The following is a 12,782-nucleotide window of genomic DNA, read 5'->3' on the forward strand; positions in this document are numbered from 1 at the left end:
GGCTGGTCGTCGGGGACGCCGAGCCGCTCCATAATGTTGCCGATTCTCTCCGAGCCGAAAAGACGCATGAGGTCGTCTTCGAGCGAGAGATAGAACTGGGTGGAGCCGGGGTCTCCCTGGCGACCCGAGCGGCCGCGGAGCTGGTTGTCGATACGGCGCGACTCGTGGCGCTCGGTGCCGATAACATGAAGGCCGCCCGCGTCCAAGACCTCTTCGGCCTCGCCCGGCTCGGGCGGGTTGCCGCCGAGAACGATGTCGACGCCTCGACCTGCCATGTTCGTCGCGATAGTGACCGCGCCTTTCCGCCCGGCCTGCGCGATTATCTCGGCCTCGCGCTCGTGATGTTTGGCGTTGAGCACCTCGTGTTTGACGCCGCGGCGCTTGAGCATCTTGCCGAGAAGCTCACTCCGCTCGATTGAGACGGTGCCCACCAGTATCGGCTGCCCTTGTCTGTTGCGCTCGACTATATCGTCGATGACCGCCTTGTACTTGATCTCCTCGGTCTTGTAGATAAGGTCGGCCATGTCATCTCTGACCATAGGCTTATTAGTCGGAATGACGACCGTCGCCAATTTATATATGTGCATAAACTCGTCGGCCTCGGTCGCGGCCGTACCGGTCATACCGGCGAGTTTTTCATACATGCGAAAATAGTTTTGCAAGGTAATAGTGGCAAGCGTCTGGTTCTCCTCGCGGATGCGAACGCCTTCTTTCGCCTCTATCGCCTGGTGCAGGCCCTCGCTGTAGCGGCGCCCTTCCATCAGGCGACCGGTGAACTCATCGACGATGATGACCTCGCCGTCCTTGATGATATAGTCGACGTCTTTCTTAAAGAGCGCCTGTGCTTTGAGCCCCTGCTGCAGGTGGTTTACGAGCTGGCTGTTGACGTGGTCGTACATGTTGTCGATGCCGAGCGCTTCTTCGACGCGAGCGACGCCCTCCTCGGTCACCGCGACGGTGCGGTGCTTCTCGTCGACGTCGTAGTCGCGGCCTTTTTTGAGCTTGGGAATAATCCTCGCAAAAGTATAGTAGGTGTCGGCCGACTGCTCCGGCTGGCCCGATATGATCAGCGGCGTCCTAGCCTCGTCGACGAGAATGCTGTCGACCTCATCGATTATGGCGAAGTGACGACCGCGCTGGACGCGCTGTTCGATATGGCTGACCATATTGTCGCGCAAGTAATCGAAGCCGAACTCGTTGTTCGTTCCGTAGGTTATGTCCGCCCGATAGGCTTCCCTTTTTACCTCGAGCGGCGTGTCGTTCTGGAGCAAGCCGACTTTGAAGCCCAAAAACTCGTATATCCGCCCCATCCACTCGCTGTCGCGCTTGGCCAGGTAATCATTGACGGTGACGACATGGACGCCCTTGCCCTCCAGCGCGTTGAGATATACGGGGAGCGTCGCGACGAGCGTCTTACCCTCACCGGTTCTCATCTCGGTTATTTTGCCCTCATGAAGGACCGTGCCGCCCATTATCTGGACATCGAAGTGACGCATGTTGAGGACGCGCTTGGATGCTTCGCGCACAACGGCGAAGGCCTCCGGCAGAATGTCGTCGAGCGTCTCACCCTCGGCGAGCCGCGCTTTGAACTCAGCGGTCTTCGCTTTGAGTTCGGCATCGCTGAGCGGGGCCATTTCGGGCTCCCAAGCGTTTACCATAGCCACTTTATCTTCGAGCAATTTAAATTTTTTGCCCTCCCCCATGCGGAGGACTTTCTCGAGTGCCTTAAACAATTCTCTTCATCTCCAATTGTGATATCACATCCAAGGATACAGCAGTCGGTAATCTTAATCCAGAATATCGGACGCCGCGCGATTTTCAAATAACCACACGTATTGTAGCACTTTTCGCGCGTATGGTCATTGGGGAAGATTGGTAGCAATATATCACATATTAAGCCAGCAATTAAGAACACCCCCTGGCGTTGTTTGGGGCGGCGTTTGTCACTAACCGCAGAACCCCGGCAAAGGAACGTGCAAAAAATCAGCATAGACAGGAGTAAGCTACCTAGATTCAAGCAGCTTACTCCTTTGCGTAGGTCTATTTGCTTTAATATCTTTGCCTGATTATCGCATTGAATGCGCGATTGGCAGTAAATCCTTAAGTCTTACCTTTCCCTCTTTGTCGCCAAATATCTTATACTCAATGCCGTCTTCATACCAAATAACATGAGCTGATTCCCGCACTTCACCGAGTACTGGTATAACTCTCTGGGTATATTCATGGATAGTTCCTTTAAATCCGTTAATATTTCCAAGCTTGACACCAGGCAAAGTCTTTGAATCACTATCATAATCAGGCGCTGGATATTTGTTAGGGTAGATATAAATGTAAATACCGTTTTCGTACTCGATACCTATCCCTTGTTCTTCAGGCGTGGGGGCAAGGTGTAGAACATATACTGCTTTGGGCTCTCCCGCAACAGCCGCGTCTGGCAGCTTTGGTTTTGCGCTAATTTTAGATAGCGCTTCGTTAAAGCTGGCAACTCTAGTACCGTCTTCGCTCATTGTGCCTTCAATCATAAGCATGTTTTCATTTGGCCTTTTAATAGCTTTAATTGATGCATTCTTTCTTTCTTTTACGAGCGCTTCTGTTTTATTTTCTGTTTGAATCGCAACTTTGGATTCTTCTTTGGGTGCAATGCTAGATTTAAAAACTGTAAATGCTAGCGCTGAGGCAACCAGTAAACATAAACCTGCTAATATTAACAATTTGTGCCTACTAATCTCTTTCATCATAGAATTCATCCTTCCCCATCATCCTGCGAAACATTAGTTTTACCTAAGAGTTCCTATCAATGATTAAGCTATACGCAGCATCGTTCGGAAACACATCGTACCAAACATCCTCTTGACCGCCTAAATACTCGTCATTAATTTTGTACCAATATCCCCATGCACCGCTGCTACCCTTATATTTAAGCTCCTGAAAATTGGCATAATTGGTGTCACCGCCCGATCCACCGTACCTGCGTTCAGCCCCTACTCTAGTTCGTCCAGATGTAAAGCCGCTATTGGTCCATGTGTACATCCGAACTCCGTTGATCCAGGTTTCAAAACTATATGTGCCCGGCACATTGTTTATCTGAAAGTTGGCATACGTGCCTTTTGTCATTGCGCCCAGCGCTTTAAATTCGTAGACATCATTCTTTAGACGTACCGTAAAGCCCTGCGGGTTTGTCGATGAAGACGGATAGCTTCTATACCAGCCGATTTCGATTATATTTTTACTATCATACCTGATGTATATCGAGTTCACGTGCTGACCATCGGGGGATTGCAGTGTGGGGTTATCCATAACCCAATTCTTAGCAAAAGTCCCCCAAGCCGTAGTTATACTACCAGTAGAGTTGGTCGCATAAGCGGCTTCACCGTAAGGTAATGCGAAAGCGGTTGCAGGCAGCAATAATAAGAGCAGCAGACTTAATGATATGCGCCAATAAAGGCTTCTCATAATAAAACCCCTTCCTTTTGCCTCTCGTTTCTTGAAATAGCAGCGCCTCCTCTTAATCCTATGTATTAGGTTAGCAATATATTTCTATTGTGCAACGGCTAATATTGGCTACATTCAGCTATAAGCGCTCGTAGTTTAGAGCAAATAAATTTGTGCTTGAAAGAATGTATGGGATGGGATGGATGGACGCAGGCTTTAGAAATTACCGAAAGATGCCTTCTTTTCTAGCCGTCTCAACAGCTTCAAAACGATCTTTCACATTAAGTTTACGGTAGATCTTACTGAGGTGGTTCTCAATTGTATAGATGCTTAGGCTAAGATCATAAGCTATTTCTTTATTAGAGAAACCCTTACCGACTAACCTTAAGATTTGTTTCTCTCGGCCAGTTATCCGATTAGCTTCCATATTTAATCCTTCACCACCAACAACATCGTTATCATAGCACATAACTTACAACGTTGCAGACTTATCTCACTTAACGCCTATCGGTATATCAAATCTCAATGGATGAATACGCATCGTACGATTTTGTAACTTCTTTTTAAGACCTGCGAAGAAATTTCGAGATGTCGTCATGGGTTCCGACGACTATGAAGCTGACAGTATCACTTTCGAAAACAAAAAGAACTCGGATTTTGAGGTCGACTCTGATTTCCCAAAAATCGCCTCGGAGCTGTTTTAGTCCGAGACCGACGGTTCGTTGTCCGGTCTCGAAGAAGTCGATTAGTGAGAATATCGCGTTAACAGCCCGTATTTTTGCGCCCGGTTCAAGCTCCTTGAACATTCGCTCAAAGGAAGGTTTGTACTCGTAGTTCACTCGGACAGCCTTTCGAGGTGCTTCTTAGCTGAGGCTGCCGTCTTGTATTTTTTGCCGGCCTTTTTAGCCAACGACGCAAGTTCTTCCCACTCTTTCTCTGAAAACTTGTCATCAACGACTTTCGGCGTGAGGATAATCCGCCTGCCGTCGTCCGACACTTCGAAATAATCCCCCGGCTGCACACCTACACGCTCAAGATTCTCTTTCGGGATACTAATGCTGCTTCTTTCCGTTAATCGCCTTATCAAGATTACCACCTCAATACAATTATGACGGATATGCTGCATATACGTCAATCCGTTAATCCGAATTACTGAATTATTTAGGAATTCTTAGTTAGATGCTTTCCGCATGCGTCCGGCTTAGCTCACAAACTCCATCAACTTCCCCTGTTTGCGGAGGACATTGATGAGGGAGCGGACTACTTTGGGGTCGTAGACTATGGCTTGGTCTTTCTTGATGCGGGTTATGGCCTGGTAGGCGGTGAGGCGCTCGTCGGGGTTGTCCGCGCGGGTAAACTTGTCGAACGAGCTGGCGACGTTGATGATGCGCGCGCCGAGCGACAGCTCGGAGGGCGAGCCGACTTTATCTATCGGGAAGTGGTGCTTGCGGACCATGTCGGCCGCGTCTTTTAAGAAATCGACCTCTTCTATTATCTCCGCGCCGATGATGGCGTGCGGGGCTTCGCCGCTCTGCGCGCTCGCCTGCTCCAGCAGGTGGTCGAGCGAGTCCTCGTCGACGCCGAGCATGCCGATGTCGTGCAGGAGCGCGGCGTAGCCGATTAACTCGAGGTCGCGCCCGTGCACCCCCATCTCTTTGCCTATATCGACCGAGTAACTCGCTACCCGCTGGCCGTGGCCGCGCCGGCGCGGGTTCTGCGCTTCGATTGTATTCGCCAACGCCTCGATGGTCTTCCGGTATACCCTGCGGATGTCGAGAAAAGATTTAAAAGAGAGGCGCGTCACCAGAAGCGGCACAAAAAATATGAGCAGCCCCCAGTACGCCATGCCCCCGTACATTATCGCAAGAAGCACCCCGAGCGATGAGAGCGCTAAATAAAACGGGGCCAAAAACTCGACCGCCGACATGAACGCGGGGATGTACGGTGTTCCCCGGTTGATAGAGATAGCCAGTTGGTCGAGGCCGAGCATCAAGAAGGTGTAGACGCCGCAGAGCAATACCAGCGCCGTTATGCCGTAAAACGGCTCGATTTTGCCGGTCTCGCCGCCGGCCGCGTAAAAGACCTGGGCGGCCGCTATAACAATCAAAACGAGCTGCGAAAGCGGGTACATCGTCGCTGTGAACTTTAACTTCAATCGCTGCACCAGCATCGATACGACGACACCGACTACGATGATGAGGAGCGCCTGCGGCAGCGGAAAGAGCAAGACCGAGGCGATGATTACCGCCGTGTCGATGTGGACCTTGCCCCCTTGCGGCAGGCGGATATCGAGGAGCCTGCTGATGATTGCCGCGAGCGCGAACAAACCGACCATGGCGAGATTATCCGCGGTCAGGCGCATCGCGTAGACCGCGAGCGCGATGACGCCAAACGATATTACGACACTCCTATATATTTTCGCCTTATGCCGGATTCTCGACTCCAATGCTTAGCTGCAACTCCTTTATCTCGGGGCCGGCCTTCTCCATCGACAGGTCGAGCGCGCGCATGAAAGCCTCGACGACTTCGCTATCGAACTGCCGGTTAGAGCACGCCATCAATTCCTCGGCCGCCTCCTCGACGCTCATCGCCGGCCTATATGAGCGCGTCGAGGTCATCGCGTCGAAGCTGTCGGCGACCGTCATAATCCGCGCGAGAAGCGGGATGCGCTCTCCCGCCAGGCCCTCCCCGTAACCGCGTCCGTTGAGGTGTTCGTGGTGGTAATAGACCGCGGGGATCGCTTTTTCGAGAAAATCGATATCATTTAGGATGCTCGCGCCGATTCTGGGGTGCGACTGTATCTTTTTGAACTCGTCGTTGTTGAGCTTTCCCGGCTTGTTGAGAATCTTGCGGGCGATGCCGATTTTTCCGATATCGTGCAGAAGCGCCGCGTAGCGAAGCGTCTCCACCCGGTCTTCGGGCAGTTTTAGCTCGCGCGCGATTTGCTCCGCGTACTTGGCGACGCGCTCCGAGTGGCCGCGCGTGTACGGGTCTTTGGCCTCCAGCGCCTGGACCAAGGCTTTGACCGTATCGAGATACGCTCCTCGCAGCTGCATATAGACCTGGAAGGTCTGCCGGGCGATGAGGAGCGGCACTATCAAAAGGACGAAGCTCGCCGGGCCGGTCAGGTAGTATATCTGCGCCAGAACCAAGCCCAGCACACCGAGGGCGAAGTAGTTCGGGATGAGCCACTGGTAGTCGAAACGCCAGATACCAACGGGTGATTCGTCGTTCAAAAGGCCGACTCCGAGGGCGATAAGGCCGGTGTTTAGGGCGAAGAAGACCGTGCTCGCAAAGACCACGGGCACGATTATGTACGGGAAGTCGGCGACGGTTATCCCGCCGATAGAGCCCCCGGTCAAGATGTAGACATAACCGGCGGCATAGGCCGATATGACATAATTACACGCGCTAAATACCATCTTGTACCAGGGGATTTTGCGCTTGAGGTCACCGATATTGATTACCGTTATGAGGCCGGCGATTACCGCGGCCTGGGGGCCGAAGAGAAGCGCCGCCGCGAAAATAACGGCGAAACTGACTGAAATCGAAGCATTCTTCGGTAGCGGGATGGTGAAAGAATCGGCGACAAAAATGAACAACGCAAAAAAAGCGACATCCGCCCACGATAAAGCGGGCTTGGTTATCAAGCTTGCAAGCAAAACCACAAATGCCGCCGCATATACGCTATAAAAAAATATTCTCGCCTTGGAAGTGATGTCCTTCACTGTATCTCTTTGAGTGATAATAGTCGAACCGACAGCCGGTCGTCCTTCTTGCTATAGATAAAAAAGGACCGACATCAAAAGAAAATCAACCCATTCTGCTGCCGGCTCCGCCGGCCAGAATCAAGCTTGCGAGGGCAACGAGTGTCATCAGAATACGGGCTTTCAACAAAGAGACCTCCTTTTAGGTTCTCTCCCCTTCCCCGCTCGCTGTCGGAAGGGTCAGCACCGCTCCGCTCAATAACTAATCGATTGTTCACCTTTGTCTCGAACATTTTGATGTCGGTCCAGAAATCAACGCTAACGCTATGAGGTTATCAAGAGTTCCAAGCGCCTGTTGACGGCGTCGAGCACCGCTCTTACTATCGCTTCGCGCTCATCGTCTTTTACTATAGCACAACCGACATATGTCTCATCGCCGCTACTGTCGAGTAACGCCACCGAGGCAACGACGACCGTATCGCGACCCAAAGCCATCGCGGTGATGTCTTCGAGGGCGAAGGCCTCGTTCCCTGCGATTATCCGCTCAACGGCGGCTAAGGCGGCGCTCGCGACAAGCCGTAGCCTGCCTACTCTCGATGCGACCCCCTCCGCGAGGCCTTCGTAATCGGTCTCGCCGTGGCGCAAAGTCACCGCGACTCGTGCCCTCCGGTCATCGACTTCGTGCCGGACCGAATCGAGTTTCAGCCGCGCTCTCGGCACCCTGTGCTCAGCGGAGCCAAGCTGGGCGATACTGATTTTGCGGTGGTTTACGGGTAGGCCGAATTGCGCCATCAACATCGATTCGATGTCGCGGGAGATTTGCTTGGGCCCCTTGCCCGAACTCGCTAGAATATGAATCTCTTCGATTCCGCGACCCGGACCGACTACGATTCGTGCCGCCTTGATTTCTTCGATTTGGCAGAGCAAGCCCTCGATCTCCTCGACCGAGACGTTGTCTATCGTCGGGTTCATTTGGGTTCCTCTTCCGCCGTCTTGCCGCCAACAATTTCTTCGATATGTGCTTCCCTTTAACTATAACGCAAATTGCCCGACCGGCGTTACATCTTGCCGGAAATCGGCTCGATTAAACCGTAGTTATGGTCGCGACGCCTATAAACGACGTTTACCTCATCGGTATCGGTGTTGGTGAAGACAAAGAAATCGTGCCCCAAAAGCTCCATCTGCTGGGTCGCCTCTTCGGCGTCCATCGGCTTGACCGCAATCTGCTTGACTTTGACGATACGCGGGCCTTCGAACTCCTCTTCGACCGCGACGAGAGCCGCGCTCATCTCACCGGGCTTCGGAGAGCCTTTGGCGCTCTTGGAGAGTTTGTTCTTATATCGTTTGATTTGCCGTTCGAGCTTGTCGACGACCATATCGATCGAGGCATACATATCGGTCGAGGACTCTTTGGCCCTCAGGATAGGCCCCTTCGGGAAGACTGTCACCTCTATGGTCTTCGATTTTTCGATGCTCGGGTTCTTCTCATCTATGAAAGCGATTTCGATTTTGATGATTTTGTCGAAATACTTGCTTATTCTCCCGATTTTCTCTTCGGCATACGCTCGAAGAGCATCGGTTACCTCCATATGCCTGCCTTTTACGATTATTTCCATGCGCATACACTCCTAACTATGCTCGTGTCGACCGACAGCTCTTATACTTTGAATAACTACAGATGAGGAAACGCGGGTTGACCCGTTGACAGCCGGCGCATAAACCCCGCCGGGCGCACCACTAACTCGGGCATACCACTAACGTAAAACCCCATGTATGAAATACATGGGGTGTTGTTGTTGGTTTTCAGTGACTTCAAAATGTTTATACTTGTCTTTGGACATTTGAAGCCTGAGGACCGCGATCTCCCTCAACCACCTCGAACATGACTGCCTGGCCTTCGTTGAGGGTTTTAAAGCCTTCCTCCTGAATGGCAGAAAAGTGTACGAAGACATCATCGCCGCTTTCCAGCTCGATAAATCCGTAGCCTTTCTCCGCGCTAAACCATTTGACCGTTCCCTGAAGCACGTGCACCTCCTAAATCCATACAAACCAACAACCTAGGTATATGATACCACTTTGAACCCGTCTACAAAACGAAAGTGCTATCTATAGTACCTATAATTACATACATACCACCCAGGAAACTCAATCACCAGGTAAATATTGCCATATTAATATGGGTGCTTTGACGACAACCGTCATCCGCAGACCGGTGGCGTGCATACCACGCCGCGTAGGGGTTCTTCTTATTGCGCGAATTTGACATGCCCTTATTAGCGAAGCGCGTTGACTGCTATACGGAACATGGTATATTCGCTCGCCGCCTCTTCTTCCTCAAGCGCGTGTTGTCGCTTGATATTTCAAAACAATATTATAAAAAACTTCTTACCATTGGCCAATCGGTTTGTGCTGGTTTGTGCTATTGTGTTTATATGCCAATCATTATGAAGTCCGGCTCGACCGGGCCAAAGCCGACGGCGCGGGCAAAACCGCATGGATAGCCATAACCCTATAGGGAGTGGTGCCCCGCGCTCTTTTCGCAGTGCGTGGACGGGTTTGCGCCGCCTGCTCGGCGGTTTTCCCGAACTCGTCTTCCCGCAGGTCTGCCTAGTCTGCGAGAGCGCCTCGAACGGGCCGCTCTGCGTGAGCTGCACGGACAGCTTTTCGCGTATTGCCGACCCCGTCTGCGATAAGTGCGGCAAACCTTGCGTGCGGCCGGTCGCCGACTGCCGTGAATGCCGGGGCAAGCACCTCCACTTCACCTCGGCGCGCTCGGGCGGCGCCTATACCGGCAGCCTGAAGAGCGCGATTCACTCGTTTAAATATAAAAACGGCAAGCGCCTTGCGGCGTATCTCAGCCTCTTCATCGACGATGAGGCGGGTCATCTGATGGACGCCGTCGACGCCGTCGCGTTTGTCCCGCTCTCTAAACTCAAAGAAGCCGAACGCGGCTACAACCAATCGGGCTTACTCGCAAAAGAGCTGGCTCGCCGACACAATAAGCCGCTCTACACCGGGCTCGCAAAGGTCAAGAACATCCCGGAGCAACACCGCCTCGGCTTCGCCCGGCGCGCGGACAACGTCAAGGGGGCTTTTCGGGCTTTCGGTAAAGTGCCCAAGCGCGTACTCCTCATCGACGACGTCTACACGACCGGGAGCACCGCGAGCGAGTGCGCTAGCGCCCTTAAACAACGCGGCGCCGCAGTGGTTTATGTGCTGACCGTGGCCAGGACACCGCTCGACGGCTCCGGGGGCGACCGTCGGCGCGCGGTTGTGGATTCTCGCAAATACGGGTAAAATCAGGTAGGTTATGACTTTGGGTTTCTGTTTAGGTCTGTGGTTGCCCCGGCGCCGCCCAGTGTTGCGCCGGATAATCCAAGCTAGATGCAGGCAAAAGGATCCACGTAAGGCAAAAGCTATCTATATCTGACTTTTGTTGAGCATGGTGCGTCTTAGGAGTAAGCCCTGCCGTTCCAGGAGGACGAGAGAGGTATCAGTGGCTCTAAAACGGCTGCGAGGCCTCCGGCAGGCGAGTGTGGGGTCAAAGACCAGGTCAGCTAAGCAGAAGCCCATTTATTTCTCGCGCTAACCCACCGACATAGAACAAACGGCTAAAGGCAACCGTATGATTGAGAAGCATTTATTTCTAGCGCTAACCCACCAATAGGCTTAAGACATATTGCCACGCCGGTATCGTTACCAGGCTAATCATCGTCGTCGTGACGATAGCCGCCGGCAGAAAGTCGTTGTCCAGCCCGTATTTGAGCCCGATTATCATCGAGAACATGGCCGCAGGCATCGATGCCTCCAGCACGGTTATCCCGAGGTCGACGCGGCTCAACCCGAACAATGTCGCGCCGGCCAGCGCCGTCAGCGGCGCCACAAAGAGCTTTATCACGCTGACTATGCCTATCTCGAGCTTGTATCGGCGGACCTGCCCGACCTCAAGGGCCAGCCCGATGGAGATCATTATCAACGGCACCGTCGCTCCCGCCAAAAACCCGATGACGTCGAGAAAGAACTTCGGCAAACCGACGCTTTTGAACAAGAATGCGGCGACCAACCCCAGAAGCGGCGGGAAGAGGAGAATCTCCCGCACCATGTTAATCTTCCCCTCCCGCCCACCGTACCTGCCGGCGACTACCAGGCCCGCGGTAAAGAGGATGATCACCGTCCCGAAGAGGTCGTAGAAGACCGCTTTTATCAGGTTTTCGATGCCGAATATCTCCATCGTAAGCGGGAATCCCAGATAGCCGGTGTTGCCGACCGCCGCGACAAGCACAAACGCCCCGAACGTCGGGCGCGAACGGCAGGCGAAACGCCCCGCAACAAACGCCGTCAGCATACTGACGGCGACGACAACCAAAGCCAGCAAAGATATCTTGATGATGGACAGAGTTAGTTCGGATTCGAAAACGGCGCGAAATATGAGCGCCGGCATCGTGATGTAGATGATGATGTTGTTCAAAACCGCATTATCCGCTCGCTTAAGCAGACCGGCCCGCTTGCTGAAGAACCCGATCGAGATGAGTATTAGTATTGACAGGATGATGCCCGCTAATTCGTTGATAGCGTCTACTTCTCGAAAAGTCCGGCGATTGCCTTATCGTAAGGCGGCTTCAAGACACCCTGGTCGGTAATGATGGCGGTGATGTAACGGTTGGGCGTAACGTCGAACGCCGGATTGGCGACGGTGACGCCCTCGGTCGCGACCTGTGAGCCGCCAAACCCCGTCACCTCGTGCGACTCGCGCTCTTCAATCGGTATGTGGCTCCCGTCCGGAATCGAGGTGTCGATGGTCGTAACCGGGACCGCGACATAAAACGGGATATTGTGCTCTTTCGCCAGAACCGCCACCGAGTACGTGCCGATTTTGTTGGCTATGTCGCCGTTGGCCGCCACCCTGTCCGCCCCGACGACTATCTTGTCGACTTTTCCCAGGCTCATGAAATGGCCGGCCATATTGTCGCAAATCAGCGTGACCGGTATGTTTTCCCTCATCAACTCCCACGTCGTAAGCCGGGCGCCCTGCAGGAGCGGCCGCGTCTCATCGGCGTAGACGTGGATCTTCTTGCCCTGGTTGTGGGCCGAGCGTATAACCGCGAGCGCGGTGCCGTAATCGACTGTCGCCAGCGCCCCCGCGTTGCAGTGTGTGAGGACGTTATCCCCGTCGGCGATGAGTTCGGCGCCGTAATCGCCCATCTTTTTGCTCATCTCGAGTTCCTCGGCGGCGATTAAATCCGCCTCTTCCTTGAGAACCCGTTTTAGCCTGCCGACCGCGAGATGTGAATTGGCGCCGGCCTTTTCTTTCATTCGCTCAAGCGCCCAGAAGAGGTTGACCGCGGTCGGGCGCGTCGCCCCGATAAGCCCTGTCGCTCCGGCGAGTTCATCCAAAAAATCCCCGGTCTTCTTTGCCTGGGATTCCATGGCCGCCAGCGCAACCGCGTAAGCGGCGGCGACGCCGATTGCGGGCGCGCCGCGCACGCTAAGAATCTTTATCGCCTCAGCGACCCTCCGGTAGTCGTCGGTTACGATATACTCTTCTTTAAGCGGAAGCTTCGTCTGGTCTATTAAAACGACTTTTCCGTTTTTCCACTCGATTGTCTTCACACTAACGCCTCCAAAAATTTTCGCGAATTCGTC

15 protein-coding genes are annotated in these 12,782 nt (G+C 53.2%); 2 read left to right on the forward strand and 13 right to left on the reverse strand.

The window, feature by feature from the left end:
- From secA to KGZ93_00055, 11 genes are all read right to left on the reverse strand, one after another.
- Positions 1–1,733, reverse strand: a 1,733-nt coding sequence (gene secA / locus KGZ93_00005; protein MBS3908007.1) for a preprotein translocase subunit SecA, incomplete at its 3' end; no start/stop codon positions are given.
- Between the two features lie 333 nt (positions 1,734–2,066).
- On the reverse strand, positions 2,067–2,738 hold the full coding sequence (locus KGZ93_00010; GenBank protein MBS3908008.1) for a hypothetical protein: 672 nt from the start codon (positions 2,736–2,738) through the stop codon (positions 2,067–2,069).
- A 43-nt stretch (positions 2,739–2,781) separates the two neighbouring features.
- Entirely contained in the window at positions 2,782–3,453 is a 672-nt protein-coding gene (locus KGZ93_00015; GenBank protein MBS3908009.1) for a hypothetical protein, read from the reverse strand.
- A 202-nt stretch (positions 3,454–3,655) separates the two neighbouring features.
- Positions 3,656–3,901 carry a response regulator transcription factor gene (locus KGZ93_00020; protein ID MBS3908010.1) on the reverse strand — a complete coding sequence of 82 codons (246 nt, stop codon included), beginning with the start codon at positions 3,899–3,901 and terminating at the stop codon, positions 3,656–3,658.
- A gap of 94 nt (positions 3,902–3,995) precedes the next feature.
- Positions 3,996–4,271: a hypothetical protein gene (locus KGZ93_00025; protein ID MBS3908011.1), complete on the reverse strand. Its 276-nt coding sequence runs from the start codon at positions 4,269–4,271 to the stop codon at positions 3,996–3,998.
- A complete protein-coding gene (locus KGZ93_00030) occupies positions 4,268–4,519 on the reverse strand; it encodes an AbrB/MazE/SpoVT family DNA-binding domain-containing protein (protein MBS3908012.1) in 252 nt (83 codons plus the stop codon). The genes KGZ93_00025 and KGZ93_00030 overlap by 4 nt, the downstream gene beginning before the upstream one ends.
- Positions 4,520–4,633: 114 nt before the next feature.
- Positions 4,634–5,878 carry an HD domain-containing protein gene (locus KGZ93_00035; protein MBS3908013.1) on the reverse strand — a complete coding sequence of 415 codons (1,245 nt, stop codon included), beginning with the start codon at positions 5,876–5,878 and terminating at the stop codon, positions 4,634–4,636.
- The gene (locus tag KGZ93_00040) at positions 5,856–7,160 is read right to left on the reverse strand and encodes an HD-GYP domain-containing protein (GenBank protein ID MBS3908014.1); all 1,305 of its coding nucleotides are present in this window, start codon (positions 7,158–7,160) and stop codon (positions 5,856–5,858) included. Before KGZ93_00040 ends, KGZ93_00035 begins: the two co-directional genes overlap by 23 nt.
- A gap of 303 nt (positions 7,161–7,463) precedes the next feature.
- Positions 7,464–8,111 carry a hypothetical protein gene (locus KGZ93_00045; protein MBS3908015.1) on the reverse strand — a complete coding sequence of 216 codons (648 nt, stop codon included), beginning with the start codon at positions 8,109–8,111 and terminating at the stop codon, positions 7,464–7,466.
- A gap of 86 nt (positions 8,112–8,197) precedes the next feature.
- The gene (gene raiA / locus KGZ93_00050) at positions 8,198–8,755 is read right to left on the reverse strand and encodes a ribosome-associated translation inhibitor RaiA (protein ID MBS3908016.1); all 558 of its coding nucleotides are present in this window, start codon (positions 8,753–8,755) and stop codon (positions 8,198–8,200) included.
- A gap of 205 nt (positions 8,756–8,960) precedes the next feature.
- Positions 8,961–9,164, reverse strand: coding sequence for a cold shock domain-containing protein (locus tag KGZ93_00055; GenBank protein MBS3908017.1), 204 nt, complete (start codon positions 9,162–9,164; stop codon positions 8,961–8,963).
- Between the two features lie 224 nt (positions 9,165–9,388).
- Between KGZ93_00055 and KGZ93_00060 the strand changes: the two genes are divergently transcribed.
- Positions 9,389–9,640, forward strand: coding sequence for a hypothetical protein (locus KGZ93_00060; protein ID MBS3908018.1), 252 nt, complete (start codon positions 9,389–9,391; stop codon positions 9,638–9,640).
- Positions 9,633–10,436 carry a ComF family protein gene (locus KGZ93_00065; protein ID MBS3908019.1) on the forward strand — a complete coding sequence of 268 codons (804 nt, stop codon included), beginning with the start codon at positions 9,633–9,635 and terminating at the stop codon, positions 10,434–10,436. The genes KGZ93_00060 and KGZ93_00065 overlap by 8 nt, the downstream gene beginning before the upstream one ends.
- Before the next feature lie 355 nt (positions 10,437–10,791).
- On the opposite strand, the gene KGZ93_00070 is transcribed toward KGZ93_00065, so the two are convergent.
- Complete coding sequence (locus tag KGZ93_00070; protein MBS3908020.1) at positions 10,792–11,607, reverse strand: AEC family transporter; 816 nt, start codon at positions 11,605–11,607, stop codon at positions 10,792–10,794.
- Positions 11,608–11,714: 107 nt separating this feature from the next.
- Positions 11,715–12,749 carry an S-methyl-5-thioribose-1-phosphate isomerase gene (mtnA, locus tag KGZ93_00075; protein MBS3908021.1) on the reverse strand — a complete coding sequence of 345 codons (1,035 nt, stop codon included), beginning with the start codon at positions 12,747–12,749 and terminating at the stop codon, positions 11,715–11,717.
- Positions 12,750–12,782 lie beyond the last annotated feature (33 nt).

It is taken from the genome of Actinomycetota bacterium, assembly GCA_018333515.1.
Classification (GTDB): domain Bacteria; phylum Actinomycetota; class Aquicultoria; order Aquicultorales; family Aquicultoraceae; genus Aquicultor.